At 39.8% G+C, this 17333-nt stretch carries 11 protein-coding genes and 1 pseudogene; 10 read left to right on the top strand and 2 right to left on the bottom strand.

All coding sequences use genetic code 11. From position 1 onward, the window contains the following. Positions 1–122 precede the first annotated feature (122 nt). The 7 genes and pseudogenes from PQO03_RS06320 (at position 123) to PQO03_RS06350 (ending at position 8517) form a co-directional block, all read left to right on the top strand. Entirely contained in the window at positions 123–4217 is a 4095-nt protein-coding gene (locus PQO03_RS06320; protein ID WP_274148798.1) for a DUF1553 domain-containing protein, read from the top strand. 12 nt (positions 4218–4229) lie between these two features. Then, on the top strand, positions 4230–5663 hold the full coding sequence (locus PQO03_RS06325) for a DUF1501 domain-containing protein (RefSeq protein ID WP_274148800.1): 1434 nt from the start codon (positions 4230–4232) through the stop codon (positions 5661–5663). Positions 5664–5811: 148 nt separating this feature from the next. Further along, positions 5812–6048 (top strand): annotated as a pseudogene (locus PQO03_RS06330) (sodium:solute symporter family transporter); the annotation flags it as partial. Between the two features lie 390 nt (positions 6049–6438). Next, positions 6439–6903 carry a hypothetical protein gene (locus tag PQO03_RS06335; protein WP_274148804.1) on the top strand — a complete coding sequence of 155 codons (465 nt, stop codon included), beginning with the start codon at positions 6439–6441 and terminating at the stop codon, positions 6901–6903. A gap of 53 nt (positions 6904–6956) precedes the next feature. Continuing rightward, positions 6957–7196, top strand: coding sequence for a sodium:solute symporter family transporter (locus PQO03_RS06340; RefSeq protein WP_274148806.1), 240 nt, complete (start codon positions 6957–6959; stop codon positions 7194–7196). A gap of 155 nt (positions 7197–7351) precedes the next feature. Continuing rightward, positions 7352–7543, top strand: a complete 192-nt coding sequence (locus tag PQO03_RS06345; RefSeq protein ID WP_274148807.1) for a hypothetical protein — start codon at positions 7352–7354, stop codon at positions 7541–7543. Continuing rightward, positions 7540–8517: a LamG domain-containing protein gene (locus PQO03_RS06350; protein WP_274148809.1), complete on the top strand. Its 978-nt coding sequence runs from the start codon at positions 7540–7542 to the stop codon at positions 8515–8517. The genes PQO03_RS06345 and PQO03_RS06350 overlap by 4 nt, the downstream gene beginning before the upstream one ends. A 132-nt stretch (positions 8518–8649) precedes the next feature. Here PQO03_RS06350 and PQO03_RS06355 read toward each other — a convergent pair whose 3' ends face one another. Both PQO03_RS06355 and PQO03_RS06360 read right to left on the bottom strand, forming a co-directional pair. Beyond that, positions 8650–10503 carry a LamG-like jellyroll fold domain-containing protein gene (locus PQO03_RS06355; protein ID WP_274148811.1) on the bottom strand — a complete coding sequence of 618 codons (1854 nt, stop codon included), beginning with the start codon at positions 10501–10503 and terminating at the stop codon, positions 8650–8652. After that, complete coding sequence (locus tag PQO03_RS06360; protein WP_274148813.1) at positions 10500–11012, bottom strand: sigma-70 family RNA polymerase sigma factor; 513 nt, start codon at positions 11010–11012, stop codon at positions 10500–10502. The genes PQO03_RS06355 and PQO03_RS06360 overlap by 4 nt, the downstream gene beginning before the upstream one ends. Before the next feature lie 172 nt (positions 11013–11184). On the opposite strand from PQO03_RS06360, the gene PQO03_RS06365 reads away from it, so the two are divergent. The 3 genes from PQO03_RS06365 (at position 11185) to PQO03_RS06375 (ending at position 17281) form a co-directional block, all read left to right on the top strand. Further along, a complete protein-coding gene (locus PQO03_RS06365) occupies positions 11185–14046 on the top strand; it encodes a PSD1 and planctomycete cytochrome C domain-containing protein (RefSeq protein WP_274148815.1) in 2862 nt (953 codons plus the stop codon). Positions 14047–14055: 9 nt separating this feature from the next. Beyond that, entirely contained in the window at positions 14056–15420 is a 1365-nt protein-coding gene (locus PQO03_RS06370) for a DUF1501 domain-containing protein (RefSeq protein ID WP_274148817.1), read from the top strand. A gap of 154 nt (positions 15421–15574) precedes the next feature. Further along, entirely contained in the window at positions 15575–17281 is a 1707-nt protein-coding gene (locus tag PQO03_RS06375; RefSeq protein ID WP_274148819.1) for an arylsulfatase, read from the top strand. The last annotated feature ends 52 nt before the right edge of the window (positions 17282–17333 follow it).

The raw sequence follows: 17333 nt of genomic DNA on the forward strand, positions 1-17333 counted from the left end.
CCTATATTTTGATATTTAAAACTTTATCTATATCTTAAAAAATAAGTTTGATTTTTCAAATTACTAGTACTATAATTATCTAACTTTTAATATTTGAACAAAATTTAAGGAGATGTCTAAGCATGAAGTTGACTTCACTACTCGCTTACACCACCATCACTAGCTCTCTCTTTGCCGTCGACTTTCACAAGGATATAAAACCTATTTTAGAAAGTCAATGCATAAAATGCCATGGACCAAAAAAAGACAAAGGCTCACTAAGACTCGATACTCTGGAAGCTTCTCTAAAAGGTGGAGACGAAGGGGAAGCTATTGTTCCCGGCAAGATAGAAGATAGTATCTTAATAGAAAGAATTGGGTTGCCACACGATGATGACGACATCATGCCTCCCAAAGGTGAACCCCTCAATAAAACCCAAATTGAGGCGATGAAGCAATGGATTAAGGCTGGCGCAAAATGGCCAAAAGCATTGACTTTAAAAGATAAGAGTACTGATGGCAAAAAAATCAGCTCGGAAAAGACTGCTCATATCATGCGTGGAATTGGTCACCGTATTCTTACTGCAGGAAATGGAAAAATTGCCATCCTTGATAAATACGGAAAAATTGAATGGCAGTATAAAATTGGTCCACATCATGACCTCCATTATTTGGCTAATGGCAATATCCTGACACAACGCAACATGCAAGAAATTATCGAAATCCATCCAAAAAGCCATAAAATCATTTGGACTTATAATGCCGGACTCATGAATGGCAACAAGGGAAAACGAGTTGAAATCCACGCTTTCCAAAGATTAGAAAACGGCCACACCATGATTGTCGAAAGTGGCACGGCACGAATCATAGAAGTCGATTCCAAAGGAAAAATCCACAAAGAGATCAAACTTAAAGTCAATCATCCTCATCCTCACAAAGATACACGCCTCGCACGAAAATTAGAGAACGGTCATTACCTCGTCTCCCATGAAGGCGATGGATTTATTCGCGAATATGATCCACAGGGAAAAGTCGTTTGGGAATATCAGATTCCACTCTTTGGCAAAGCTAAAAAAGGTGGGCATGGCCCTGACGCTTGGGGCAATAGTAGCTTCGCCTGCCTAAGATTAAAAAATGGTAATACTTTAATCGCCACTGGCAATGGCCATTCCGTTCTAGAAGTAAGTCCCGAAAAAGAAATTGTCTGGCACCTCAAGCAAAATGACATCCCAGGCGTCACTCTGGCTTGGGTCACCACTCTACAAGTTCTCGAGAATGGTAATTATGTCATTGGTAATTGCCATGCAGGTCCTGAGAATCCGCAAATTATTGAAATAACGCGTGACAAAGAACTCATTTGGCAATTCAAAGATTTCCCTGGATTTGGCAATAGCGTTTCCAACTCACTCATTATAAAAGATCAAAAAGCTGACGAGAAATTCTTCGCCGAGAAAGTTCATCCCATTCTCGAAAAGAACTGTTTCGAATGTCATGGCCATGATGAAAAACACATGAAATCTGATTTCTGGCTAGCTTCACGGGTGGATCTACTCAAAGGTGGAGATCTCGGTATGGCTGTTAATTTACAAAAACCTGCGCAATCACGTCTGCTTCACTTCATCAATCATCTCGATCCCGAAATGAAGATGCCTTTCAAAAAGAAAAAACTTATGGATTCCGAAATCGCTATTCTTACTGAATGGATTCAGCGTGGAGCTCCTTATCAGCAAGATTTAGAACACGTGCTCGTCAAAAAGAACGAAGTCAATGAACACACGAAAAAGTTTTGGGCCTATCAGCCTGAAAAAATGCCTGCTATTCCCAAAGTTAATAATGAACAATGGGCGAGTAATAATATCGATAAGTTCATCTTAGCAAAGTTAGAGAACAAGGGACTTAGTCCGGCTGAAAAAGCCGATAAACAAACACTTATTCGTCGTGCTTATTACGACCTCATTGGCTTAGCCCCTTCTCAAAAACAGATTGATGACTTCATTGCCGACAAATCACCCCAAGCTTTCGAGAAAGTTCTAGACCAACTGCTCGCCTCCAAACACTACGGAGAAAAATGGGGCCGTCACTGGCTTGACCTCGTTCGTTATGCCGAAACTAATGGCTATGAACGCGATGGCAATAAACCCCAAGCATGGCAGTACCGTCAATGGGTTATTGATGCTTTTAATAAGGATAAGGGCTATGACCAAATGATCATGGAACAACTCGCTGGTGATGAACTTGATAATCCAACTCGCGAAACTATCACCGCTACAGGCTATTACCGCTTGGGAGTTTTTGATGATGAACCCGCCGATAGATTGCAGTCCATTTACGATGGCTATGATGATGTATTAAAAACGACTACAGAAGTTTTCATGGGCATGACCGTGGGCTGTGCTCGTTGTCACTCACACAAAATCGATCCTATCCCCATGGAAAATTATTACGGAATGCTGGCATTTTTTCACAATATCAAACCCTATTCACGTAGTGGACATGAAAACAGTATATTAAGCAATGTCATTAGCCCAGAGCGTAAAAAACAAGTGGAAAGTCAAAACGTCAAAATTAACACTAAGCGCCAAGTCGTCCTTAAAGAAGTTGCCCAAATCGAACAGCAATTAGCTCTAAAAAGCCAAGCTTCAAAGTCCGACATCCGCAAGCTGAAATTTCGTTTCTATCGCTCTACCTGGAGTAAACTTCCCGATTTTGACATGATTAAAGCTGAAGAAGAAGGTCTTGTTGAAAGTGGCTTTTTCGATATTTCTCAAGCCTCACGTAAAACTGCTTTCGGCTACGTTTTTGAGGGCAAATTACAAGTTGCCAAAAAAGGTATTCACACCTTCTATTTAAATTCAGATGATGGCGCACGCCTGACTATCAATGGTAAACAAATCATTGAGTTCGATGGTATTCATGGTTTTTCAAAAAAAGATCATGCAAACAACTTTTCACTCACGGCTGGTGAACACGATATAAAACTAGAATATTTCCAAAATATCGGAGGCTTAGGTCTCAAAGTTATGTGGAGTGGTCCTGGATTTAAAAATCGTCATCTCTCCCTACCCGAAAATAGTTTAAATGCCAAGAGCTTAGCGAAAGTAATCAAAGTACAAGGAAAACAAATCCTCGGTCAAGAGAGATTTGCCCACTACAATAAACTCAAGCATCAACTCAACACGACGCTTAAGCTCATCACTGTCGCTGAATATGTGCTCGCGGTTAGAGAAAAAGGAAATAAAGCAGGAAAAACTCATCTACTCATTCGGGGAAGTGCCCATGCTAAAGGTGCTGTTATAGAACCACATTTCCCAATAATCCTCACTGATACCCAAGCACAGATTAAGGCGACACCACATTCAAGTGGCCGCCGTCGTGCCTTAGCTGAATGGCTCGTCAATGAGAGTCCTATGACATCCAAAGTGATGGTCAATCGCATTTGGCAATATCACTTCGGGCGAGGAATTGTGCGTAGTGCTAATGACTTTGGTAACTTAGGTGACCGCCCTACTCACGAAAATCTCCTTCATTACCTCTCAGTTACCTTTAGGGAAAATGATTGGAGCTGGAAAAAAATGCATAAACACATCATGCTCAGTTCCTCTTATCAAATGAGTTCTAAGGCCAATAAAAAAGCTCTTAAAATGGATCCTCGAAACAATCTGTTTTGGCGCTTTAATATGCGTCGCCTTACTTCCGAAGAAGTTCGCGACTCGATCTTGGCGGCAACCGGTAAGCTCAATCTGAATTATGGTGGTTCTAGTGTCTATCCCAAAATTAGTGATGAAGTACTTGCTAGTCAATCTAAAATCACCTGGCCTACACGCTTAGACAAAGATCCTAATCATCAATACCGACGCTCAGTTTATACTTTCACCAAGCGCTCACTTATTCTTCCTGTTATAGAAAGTTTTGATGGTGCGACGACTGACTCTTCCTGCGCGGTTCGTTTTCAAACAACCACGCCAACGCAATCATTGAGCATGATTAATTCTGATTTTATTAATCAAGCTGCAGATGATTTTCACCAAAGACTTAAAAAAGATGCCGGTGATTCTGAAATTAAGAAGATTCAACTCGCGTGGCAACTCATTACATCTTCCCAAGCGACGCCAGATGAAATCAAAATCGCCCAAGATTTTATTTCTACATTCACCAAGGATAATGGCAACAATGATAAGGCATGGCAACAATTCTGTCTAATCATGCTCAACCTCAATGAATTTATTTATCTAGATTAAGGAGCTCACATTATGAATAGAAGAAATTTCCTCCGCGATATGGGTGCTGGTTTCACCTCATTAGCACTAGCCGACATGCTCACTAAAGATGGTTTTTTAAATTCGACTGCCCATGCTGCCGATGGTTCTGCTTGGCAAAATCCCCTCTTAGAAAAAGCTCCGATGTTTGCTCCGAAAGCCAAATCAGTAATCTTCCTATTTATGTATGGTGGTCCTTCACAAGTCGATACCTTTGACTACAAACCCCTGCTCTATAAACTCGATGGTAAAGATATCCCGATTAAAACTCATGGTCGCGGTGGTCACAAAAACACCGGGCGTGTCGTTGGTCCTAAGTGGGACTTCAAACAACATGGCAAGAGTGGTCAATGGGTCTCCGATCTCTTTCCCCACTTGGCTAAACATGTCGACGATATTGCTTTCATTAAGTCCATGCAGGCCGATTCCCCAATTCACGGCTCTGCTATGCTTCAAATGAATTCAGGGCAAATCATTTCTGGTAATCCCACTATGGGCTCTTGGGTTAATTATGGTCTCGGTTCCGTTAACCAAAACCTGCCCGGTTATGTCGTTATGCTCGATTCTAAAGGTGGCCCTATTAGTGGTGCAAAAAACTGGACTTCCGGTTATATGCCTGCCTCATATCAAGGTACTATGATGCGCTCCAAGGGTGCGCCAATTCTTGACCTAAATCCTCAAAAAGGAATGAGCCGCGATCAACAACGCATCATGCTCGATAGTCTGAAAAAATATAACTCTCAACACCTCGCTGATCGCGTTGATAACTCAAATCTAGCGGCTCGAATATCCTCTTATGAACTCGCCTTCAACATGCAAAAGCATGCTCCAGAAGCGGTTGATTGGCAGAGTGAAAGTAAAACAACTAAAGAAATGTACGGAATCAATGATTCATACACAGAAGAATTTGGTACCAAATGCCTTATGGCTCGTCGCATGGTTGAACGTGGTGTACGCTTTGTTCAACTCTATGCAGGTGGCGGCCACAATGATGATAACTGGGATGCCCATGGCGATCTCGTTAAAAATCATACGCATCATTGCCGCAGAACAGATCTTCCGATTGCTTCGCTTCTGCAAGATCTTAAACAACGTGGATTACTGGATGAAACCCTCGTTGTTTGGGGTGGTGAATTCGGCCGTCAGCCAACTGCGGAATACGCAAAAGGTACCGGTCGCGATCACAATGCTAAGGGCTTCACCATGTGGATGGCCGGAGGTGGTATCAAGGGCGGTGTCTCAGTGGGCGAGACGGATGAGCTCGGTAACGAAGCAGTAGTCGACCCCTTTCATGTCAATAACATGCATGCAACCATTCTACAACTTATGGGTCTCGACCCCAACGCCCTTAATTATTTCTATGGTGGACTCGACCGCAAACTCGTTGGCGTCGAACATACCAAGCCCATTCATCAGATCATGGCATAGAGTTCATCAAAACTGAAGCTCCTTAGGCAAGCCCTTTCGCTTAAACGAGTCTTCGTTTGGGAAAACCAGGTGCCTTTATACGGATTTGTAATTTACAATGCGGCGCAAGCATCGGGCTTTAAACCCTCTTAAAATTAAATAGGCTCTTATGCAATTCATTTCTTTTCTCATGTTCACTCTCGGTGTACTCGCTGTCACCATGTACTTAACTCGTAAAGATGATCATAATTCTTCTGACGGTTATTTCCTAGGTGGTCGTAGTCTATCTGCTGGCGTCATTTGCGGTTCACTTCTTTTAACTAATCTTTCTACCGAGCAAATCATTGGTTTAACTGGTGCTGCTTATAGAGGTGGTTTAGTCGTAATGGCCTGGGAAGTCCTTTCTGGGGGTGTTCGAGGGGAACAGAGCTCTCTTCGACAAATCTATATATGAGGGAAGGCGCCGCTCCTCCTCAAACTCTCCCTGCAAGGAGTCCCGACTCCTTACCTGAGAATACCTTTTGTTCAACACCTGCCAAATTTTACTGCATTAAAATCATTAAGATTTGTAACGAAGAAGTTCAAAAGGAGTTTATTTACTTAATCCTGAAGCCGTGAGCTGGCTTTGGAATAATCTCGTCGGAATTTTATTTTCAGAACTTTACAACTTTTTGCAGAAATACCCGTAGGTCTTTTGAAAAAGTTGTAAGTCAATGAAGGTGAAAGACCAAGATGATTAACTTAATGTAGCTCACGGATTCAGGTTATTTTAATAAAAAACATGAGGACACAAGAAATGATAAAACCGGTAAATTTCATATTAGTAGTCAGCTTATTGATAAGTCTGATTAGCTGTAGCGAGCAAATTGGAGGCGGAGGTAGTAGCATAAATTCTAAAGTTTTTGCCTACGGAATCAAATCAGACAAAACTTTGGGTTTTATAATATGTAGTGATATTAGCTCAATTGGAACTAGAAATTCTGGTGGGACTGAATGGAAAGGGTTCCGTGGGTCTGCATGGAAAGGGAAAATCAAGCCTCTTGAAGGTCCATCAATTGAATACTCTGCATCATCAGAAAGTTTGAATATAAATGGGAATAACTACGACTTTAATACAGGAAGAATTTTTATAATCACGACTGAAAATTCAAAAATTTCTATATCTCAAATGCCAAATGAAATAAAGGATGGTGATTACAAAAAAGAAATCGATAGAATTTCATCCTTAAAAGAAGTTCAAAAAATTATTTTCAAAAAATAAACTCGCATCATGTTCGCCATAACATTGAACTGTAGGGATCCCTAAACAGACATTTGGCCCTTGATCTTTTCCTTCGAGGGCTAAACTCAGCAGGTACACTCTTTGCTCTCGATATTTACAAAGGAAAAATAAACCCTAAGGCTAGCGAAGAAAAACAAGTGAAAGTCGGTAGGGAGTTCAGCTTAATCATGGCCATTATTGCTATGGCTTCAGCTCCACTATTAATGAACGCTGGCGGTATTTTTAACTATCTACAGATGGCTAATTCTATTTACATGGTTATTGGCCTATGATCCTAACAATGGTAATGGGCCATAGGAAACGAGGAGTTTTATAAATAGAGAAAGATACAATATCCTCTCTATAAATTTCTTTTGGATATTACTAATTAAATTTCTTTTGGATATTACTAATCTAACGATTGGTATTTAATAAAACGGGGAAAAATATGAATATAGCATCAAAAATCATCAGCACTTTAATTGTAACACAAGCGAGTCTTCTTGCTGGACAAGTAGCTGAATGGACTTTTAACAACTCAAAAAATACTCTGGCCGATACTTCTATCAGCCAAGAACACCAAGCAACTATGGTCGGCAAGGCTAACGATTGGTATTTAATAAAACGGGGAAAAATATGAATATAGCATCAAAAATCATCAGCACTTTAATTGTAACACAAGCGAGTCTTCTTGCTGGACAAGTAGCTGAATGGACTTTTAACAACTCAAAAAATACTCTGGCCGATACTTCTATCAGCCAAGAACACCAAGCAACTATGGTCGGCAAGGCAGCCCGCTTTGGCTTTAAAGGCTACGATAAAAAAACTAAATACGCTGCTAGATTTGAAGGCACTCTCGATAGCATGATTCTTGTCGACAAACACCAAGATTTCGAAAGTAAATCTTTCTCATGCCTAGTTTACACCAAATCCGCTGTGACGCGTGACGGTAAATACCGGTCTGTACTCTATGCGCGAGACCAAGAAGGATTTTGCCTATACCAAGGCCCCCGAGGCAATTGGCAAATATGGTCAAAAGGTTACGAGCCAAATTGGACTAAGCATATTATTGCACCAGTTATCGAAAAACAATGGGAACAATTCCTTATTTCATACAACGCTAAGGATGTCAACCCTGACAATAAAAAGCAAGGGCGATTGCTTGTGTGGCTAAACGGTGATCTAAAAGTAGATACTTACAGCGATTATTTACCCTCTATGAGCAAGTTGAGCATTGGCTCAAACACAGTGGGCACCGCTAACTACAAAGGCTTAATTGATCATATTGAACTTTGGAATGAATCTATCCTAACACTCAAGGAACAGCCGAAACAACTCTCCCCTCTAATTACAGAAAAAGATATTAAACTTGCAAAAATACGATTATCCGAGCTCAATTTTGATAGTGAGGCTAAAATTTCTTTAACAGGAGATGACGCGCAATTTTGTTTTATTAAGGATCAGAGCATCTTCTTACAAAAAGGCACTGACCTCCAAACCAAAACACAGCTTTCAATCAACGTGAACGTGAGCTCTGGTTTAATTGCTCAGACTTGTTCAATAGAGCTATATGTCCCTATCGCCAATAAAATGGTAAGTAGAATTCAAAAGTAAGAAAAAAACTCGGTATTGCGACAATTGTTGTGATCATTCTGATTTATGTTTCATTCTGGAAATAGCTATATCGAACTTTGAGTATTGCTACCATTTATAATTGGATGTAATACATCATTAAACCACTATTTTTCAGTCATATAAGTGAGCTATATTATTTAATGAAAGAGCGCGATTATAAATGCGAATATCGCAAATACGCCCTTTTAAAAAATTTCTGGTCCATCGACCAATCTGAAGTTTTTCTTTCGAGTAGAGCTTACTGTGCTTGTTGGAACTCATTACTAAATCACCATCTACAAAAATGGATTGAGTATTGCGATCAAATCGAAAAGCTAAGTCATACCATTTCTTTTCTTGCATCACCACACTAGAAATGGAGTCATTTGCTAAATGAGCTAAGTAAGGATGAGCTCGTCTGATTAACAGCACTAAAGTTGAATTGCCCTCTACAGGAGCTTTAAACTCCGTACTAAAAATAGCATCATCATGTGTATTACTTCTCATTAATTCATTAAAGTAAATACGACAAGTCACCGTGTAGGAACCATTTAAACCTAGTTCATCAGCTCGAGTATGGACTAAATAATCTTTTGTATTTGATGAATTTAATTCCATCACGGTGCCCATTTCATCATCCATCACAAATTGAGGTTCACCAAATACTTCAGCCTCTAAACCAGTACTTTTATCTAAAAAGTCTCCACTTAAGGGCAAGTCACAAGTCAAAGCTTCTTGAAGTTCTAAATCTGTCAAATCAGCTAAAGCTTCACTTGATGTATAAAAAAGATTTTCCATACTTAAACTCGCATAAGGATTTTTATCATCCTGTTTTTGGATATTCACTAAAGTCTCACCAGTATCTTTTTCTAAGCCTCCTATGGTTCTTAACTCAATAAGATTTAAACCTTTCTTAAGGTCTACGCTAATTTCTCCGTTTTCATTAAGTTTATAAAGCTTTTCATTGATACGTAAATTCGTTGCTCTTAAACTGCTGACTCGAAAAATTTGAGGTCCAGTTAGCTCTGATTTATAGTAAGATTTCAATACCATCAAAAAAGGTTTATGACTGACATAACTATGCGCGGTATGTGATGCCCGCACATAACCATCGTAGGCTCCTGTTAAATAAGAAAAGTCATTGCGTATGCCATTGGATAATAGATCCATATCTGCATCAAGAGTTAATGTTTCACTAGGATTGGCGTAGTAAAAATATTCGACTCCTTGGTGAATTTCGGGAATAATGTGGCTCCCTCTTTTCTCTTCCAGCTTAAATAATTCAGTATCTATTCTCTGACCTGCTCCTACAAAAACCGAATCCTTTGCGCCGCGATTTAGCTTCACTTTGCCGCTACTCACCCACAATTGAGTTTCGCCCTTGTCGGACAAAGAAAATTCTGTGCCAATAATTTCGGCTTCTCCCTCATTCGTTTTTATGATAAAGGGAACTTTCTGTTTTTCTAATTTTGCTCGAATTTCGCCTTGCTGAAGATTTATGTAATTACAGTCGCGATTTACAAAATTCACACTGCTATTTTCCATTAGGTGAATTTGACTATCTTGTTGCGCTATATCGATGCGGACTTGACCACCTAAGCCCACAAGAATTTGATCACCTTTTTTAATACGATTGGCATTTTCAATCATTTCTCCATTGCGAATCAGCTTATAATTCGTACTCACAGAGTGAATACTCAAAACTAGATTTGGTTTATTAACTATTGGAGTAAATAATACAAAAGCTAAAACGAATAAGGCTGCAACAGCTAAAGCATACTTATAAAATTGAAAAGATTTAACTTTATTCTTTTCTGGTTTTTGATTCTGAGCCCACTCTTTAAGCTCACTCTGTTGTTCTAATGACTCCAGGTAGAATTCAAAAGCCTCATCAGATTCATCTATGAGTTTTTTAAGTTCATTTTTGTCTTCTTCATTGGCTTCTCCATGAAGGCATTTATCTATGAGTAGTTCTAGGTCTTTCATTGTTCAACATTCTCCATTACACAGCTCTTTAATACTTTGCGTAGGCGAAATAGTTGGATACGAATTTGCTCTGCACTTCTATTGAGGATCGCTCCCAACTCATAACTTTTTTTCTTTTCATGATAACGAGCAATCAAAAGTTGTTTCTGATCATGGGATAGTTTTTCTATACAGCTTTGCAATGCATTTTGACGCTCATCTAAGTCATTGACTTTTCGTGTAGAAAAATGCTCTTCTGCTTTTTGCATTTGTACTTCATTAAGTAAATTTTGAGCTCGTAAAAACCTTCTTTTGGAATGCATAACTTTATTACGAGCAATACCAAATAACCAAGATTTAAACTCTCCTTTTGAATTATCAAAACTTTCAAATTTATTCCATGCGGTTGCAGCAACTTCTTGAAGTAAGTCGTCAGCATCACTCAAGTTGGGTAGTAGTGATCTGATATACATCAGTAATTGTTGCTGAAGCGGCGCAAAGTGGCGAATAAAATCCGTATTCTCTTTCATAAGCTAATTCTCGTTAAGGTCTTTACCTACTATTTCCCGTTACTTGCATTTTGTTACCTAAAAAATTGTTTTTTCTGTGATTTTACTTAATTATCATTTTTTTTGAAACAATGATGTAACAAAAAATTTTATTAGGGAAACTGTTATTATAAATTTCATCAAAGGAACCTATATGAAAAAATTATTACTTAGTTCTCTTATTATTTCAACACTGTCTATTCATGCCAATGATATCAGCTTTAATAAAGATGTTTTACCCATTTTATCTGACAAATGCTATGCTTGTCACGGTCCCGATGCTCACGATATAAAAGGTAAACTACAGCTCCATACTTTTGAACATGCGACTACTGAACGTCACTACACAAGTAAAAGCGGAAAAAAGAAAATACTCGAACCCGCTATTATTCCTGGAAAACCTGAAGAAAGTATTGTCTGGGAACGTATTAGTACTGATGATGAAGACGATATCATGCCTCCTCTTAAGCACCATAAACCCTTAAATAAAAAACAAAAAGAAATTATTCGTCAATGGATTGCCAAGGGTGCCGAATATGAACCGCACTGGGCTTATACAAATATTAAAAATCCCGCTAGCAATATCGACCAACTCGTTGAAGAGAAGCTCAAGCAACACCAACTAAACTTCAATAGCGAAGCTGATAAAAGAACCTTGATCCGTCGCCTTAGTTTTGACCTTCGCGGATTGCCTGCTAGCCCGCAAGAAGTACAAGTTTTCCTCCAAGACAAATCACCTGATGCTTGGCAAAAACTTATAGATAAATTTTTAGCCTCTCCCTCCTATGGGGAAAAAATGGCTATCATGTGGTTGGATCTCGTTCGCTACGCGGACACCGTAGGATACCATGGTGACCAGATCCAACACGTAGAAGCTTACCGCGATTATGTAATCAAAGCCTTTAACGATAACAAAGCTTTTGATCAATTCACCAAAGAACAACTCGCTGGCGACCTCCTCCCGAATCCAAGCCAAGAACAATTAGTTGCTTCAGCTTACAATCGTCTCAATATGATGAGTCGCGAGGGCGGAGCACAAGAACTTGAGTATCTTGCAAAATACGCACAGGATCGCGTTGCAACGACTTCTATTACCTGGATGGGCAGCACCTTAGCCTGTGCCGAATGTCACGACCACAAATATGATCCATTTACTGCAAAAGACTTTTACTCATTTGCCGCTTTCTTTTCCGACATTCAACAAGTGGGTGTCTATAATAGGAATCCTTCTGCACCCGGTGGCTTAAGCAACAACGATCCCTTTCCACCTTATATCACACTTAATCAAGCCGAAATTGACACAGTTTTACGCCCCGTTAAAAGAAGGATTACTGAATCAAAAGCGATAATAAAAAAACATCTTGAGGAAACTCAATTTAATCCTCCCGACACACAAAAACTCGACGAGCTTTTCACGATTCATGCAAGTACACAAATTGATGCCGCCAAAATCACCATCCCAGTGAAATTTGAAAAAGCAACAGCTCAAGTTGCTTTTGAATTCCCAAAATCTGATAAGCCACTTCCAAAACTCAAAGCCTTAAGGATCAGCAAAGATGGTAAGGCAATCACTTTTAAAAATGCTGATGCTAGCAAATCCGAACGTGGTTTTAATCCACGCTTCCTCATTCAGAACAATCCTCGGGGATGGAAAGCTGATCACAAGCAGATGCAAGTTCTTGTCATGACTCCTCACCACCCACTTGAGGGTGATATTCAAATTGACTTAGAATTTGAAAAAGCTCCCGGAATTAATTTAAAGATCTCTTCATATACCGGCTGTTTCTACGATGCTAAAAAACTCCAGGCTATTCGCTCAGGTAAAACTGAGGACAAGAAAAAAACATTTGTTCACTTCACAAATGCAGAATACAGAACACATTATGACAAAGTTCTCCAGTTAGAAAAAAGACTCAACGTAACAGAAAATGAAATGCGTAAAATCTGTCAGATCACCGTTCCGGTTAACCCACGTCCTATACGTATTTTAGCTAAGGGTAATTGGCAAGATAATAGCGGGGAAATTGTTACACCTGCCATACCCGCTTTTCTTGGTGAAATTAACAAAGAAGGTCCTGCTACACGTCTTGACCTAGCAGAGTGGTTAACTTCGAAAGATAATCCTCTCACTTCTCGTACACTGGCTAATCGTTTATGGAAACAGTTCTTTGGTCGTGGACTTGCTGCAGATGTCACCGATCTCGGAGCTCAGGGACAAGCACCAGAAAATCCCCTATTACTTGATCAATTAGCGTCCGAACTCAAAGAAAACTGGGATATAAAATCATTAATAAAAACAATTGTCAGCTCACGTGCTTACCGCCAAAGTAGCAATATTAAGGATGAGCTAAAAAAACAGGATCCTTTTAATGACCTGCTCGCACGTCAAAACTCTCGTAGATTGGAAGCTGAATTATTACGTGATAACCTACTCGAAATATCATCATTACTCGTTCACAGCCAAGGTGGAGATGCTGCAAAACCTTACCAACCTGAAGGCTACTATAAGGATTTAAATTTCCCTAGAAGAACTTATCAAGCTGATAAAAATGACCAACAATATCGTCGAGGTGTTTATATGCATCGTCAACGTACTTACCTTCATCCCATGCTCAAAGCTTTTGATGCACCAAGTCGTGAACAATGCGTGGCCTCTCGTTCTGTCTCAAACACACCTTTACAGGCATTAAATTTACTCAACGATCCAAGCTTTGTAGAAGCGGCAAAAAGCTTTGCACAAAACACCGTAAATCTCTTCAAAAATGAAAACATGAGACTTAATTGGATGTTTGAAAAATCCACTGGTCGAAACCCTGATGCTCTTGAGCTATCACAGCTGAAAAATATCATCGAAGAGGAAATTAAATACTACTCTGACAAACCTAAAGAAGCATCCGAATTACTCGGAGCAGGTTTAAAAGTCAGCGATGTGAAAATTGATCAAAAAGAATTAGCGGCATGGACTTCGTTTGCCCGTATCATGCTTAACCTTCACGAAACCATCACGGTATATTAGGAGATCATTATGAATAGAAGAACTTTTTTTAAAACAACAGGTGCTCTCGGTTTAAGTGCAGGCCTCCCTCTTAGTGCTCACGAAGCCATCACTCCAGGATTCCCGAATTATAATCCAAAAATAAAACGAGTTATACATCTCTGTATGGCAGGTGGTATTTCACAATTCGAAAGTTTTGAAAATAAACCTTTGCTCAAAGAAATGGATGGCAAGGAAATCCCTGCATCCATGACTAAAGGTAAACAACTAGCTCAACTTCAGGGGCAAAAACTAAAAGCTTTTGGTGGACGTTTTGAATTTAACAAACATGGAAAATCTGGACTAGAGATTAGTGACAAATTTCCAAACATAGCCAAGCATGCCGATAAACTTTGTATTATTAACTCAATGCATACTGATCAAATTAATCACGACCCCGCTCACACTGTTTTTAATACTGGGACTATTCTTCCTGGACGACCAAGTATGGGCTCTTGGATTAACTATGCTGTCGGTAGCGAAACTAATGATCTTCCTGGCTATGTGGTTCTTGTTTCTTCTGGTGGAGGTCAAGGACAGCCACTCTCTTCACGTCAGTGGAGCAATGGTTTCTTACCTGGAAAAACTCAAGGTGTTCAATTTAACTCAAAAGGAGATGCGGTTCACTACGTCAACTCACCGAAAGGAGTTAGTCTGGATCATCAATCGAGAATTATCGCGAATATCGCAAAACTCAATCAACATTTGCGAACGAAACGTAATGATCCAGCTATTGAGACCCGTATTGCTCAGTATGAACTCGCACTTAAGATGCAAACATCTGTGCCTAAACTTACCGACTTTTCAAAAGAGAGTAAAGCTACTATTGATATGTATGGTTGTAAGCCTGGAGATGGTTCCTATGCGTCTAACTGTTTAATGGCGCGAAAACTTGCTGAAAACGGCGTTCGCTTTATACAACTTTATCACCGTGGTTGGGACCACCATAATAATATAAATGGTGCTTTCCCAAATGCGGCAAAGCTAACTGATCAAGCCACGGCCGCACTAATTTCTGATCTTGATCAACGGGGAATGCTTGAAGATACTTTGATCATCTTTGGTGGCGAATTCGGTCGTACCCCAATGGCACAAGGAACGGGCCGAGATCATCACATGTCAGCTTTTTCTCATGTGGTACTCGGTGGAGGTATCAAGGGAGGTATTACTTATGGTAAAACTGATGAATTTGGATACGAAGTAGTTGAAAAACCAGTCCATGTCAGAGATATGCATGCAACTATTTTACACCTCTTGGGAATTGATCATCATCGACTATCAGTTAAATTCCAAGGTCTCGATAGTAAACTCACCGGTGTGCACAAAGCCAAAGTTATAAAGGAAATCCTTACTTAGCTTTTCTTGACATAACTAAAAAAAAGAGTCCTTATCGGGGCTCTTTTTTTTATTTACAGGCCTATTTTAACTTGTAAGGTAACTTCCAAACTAGCTGTGGTGTATAATTATAAATCCTTAAAACTATTCTTAATAAATATTTTATGGTTCCCTAATGTTTAAAAAAATCATTCTTAGTTCAACTTTATTCATAAGCTCATTCTTACTCGCAGATGAGCGACCCAATATTGTCGTCATCCTCGCAGATGATATGGGTTATACAGACATTGGCTGTTATGGTGGAGAAATAGAGACACCTAATCTCAACTCTTTGGCTAATGAAGGTTTGCGCTTCACTCAATTTTATAATACCGGACGTTGCTGCCCTACTCGTGCCTCTTTATTGACAGGACTTTATCCACATCAAGCTGGGATTGGACACATGATGAGCGATAGAGGAGTCGATGGCTACAGAGGTGATTTAAACAAAACTAGCGTCACTATTGCAGAAGTATTAAAACCCGCTGGATATAGTACTTATATGGTAGGGAAATGGCACGTTACTCCAGATCAAAAATCAGATAAAGAAGATATCCAATACAACTGGCCACTCAATCGTGGCTTTGATCGCTTCTATGGAACAATTCACGGGGCAGGAAGTTTCTTTGACCCCAATTCATTAACTAGAAACAATCGTTATATCACACCAGAAAATGACCCTGAATACCAGCCCGATACTTATTATTATACGGATGCAATTTCTGATAATGCGGTCAAATATATAAAACAACACGATCAGAAGAAGCCCTTTTTTATGTATGTGGCATATACGGCCGCTCATTGGCCTTTACATGCTTTACCTGAAGATATTGCCAAATATAATGATAAATATGATCAGGGTTATGAGCCCATACGTAAGGCTCGATATGAAAAAGCAAATGAACTCGGCGTTATTCCCCATACAGAATATACCGAAACTCTCGGCAATTGGAACAGTATTCCCGATAAACAATGGGAATCGGCACAGATGGAAGTTTATGCCGCCATGGTGGATCGCATGGATCAAGGAATTGGCAAAATTATCAATACTCTGAAAATGACTAATCAATTAGATAACACTCTCATTTTATTTATGCAGGATAATGGCGGATGCCAAGAGGCTTATGGCCGCAATCCAAAGGGTCCTCGTGTAGAAAGAAAGTTAAATAGCGGTCCAATGGCGAGAGATGAACATCAATACGATATGACCCCAAAAAAGAGTCGTGAAGGTTTCCCAATGCGCCGTGGACATGTCATGCCTGGACCTGCGGACACCGCAATCGGCTATGGACTGAATTGGGCGAATGTTTCTAATACACCCTTTCGTATGTATAAGCATTATGTTCATGAAGGTGGTATTTCTACTCCGCTTATTGCGCATTGGCCCAAAGGAATCACTGCAAAGAATGAACTACGTCATCAACCTAGCCATCTCATTGATATCATGAGTACCTGTGTCGAAGTCGCCAAAGCGGATTACCCGAAAGAATTTAATGATGAAAATATTACTCCAATGGAAGGCATGAGCTTAGTTCCCATCTTTGAAGGACAAGGACAAAGACGCCCTTACCTATTCTGGGAACACGAAGGAAATCGCGCCGTGCGCATAGGCGATTGGAAAATAGTTGCTAAAGGTCGCCATGGCCAAGAAAATGTGCCCTGGGAACTCTATAACTTGGCGAACGATCGCAGTGAAGTTCACAACCTAGCCAAAGCGAATCCTGAAAAGCTGGAGTCCATGATCAAATCCTGGACTAAACAGGCCGAGCGAACCCTCGTTACACCATGGCCAAAAAATCCTAAACAAAAGAAAGCCAAGAAAAAAAGCCAAAAAAAACTTTGAGCAGCTAAGGCTCGCTCAGTTACTTATCTTCTGTGGATTATATTAATATTAT

Source organism: Lentisphaera profundi (assembly GCF_028728065.1).
GTDB lineage: Bacteria > Verrucomicrobiota > Lentisphaeria > Lentisphaerales > Lentisphaeraceae > Lentisphaera > Lentisphaera profundi.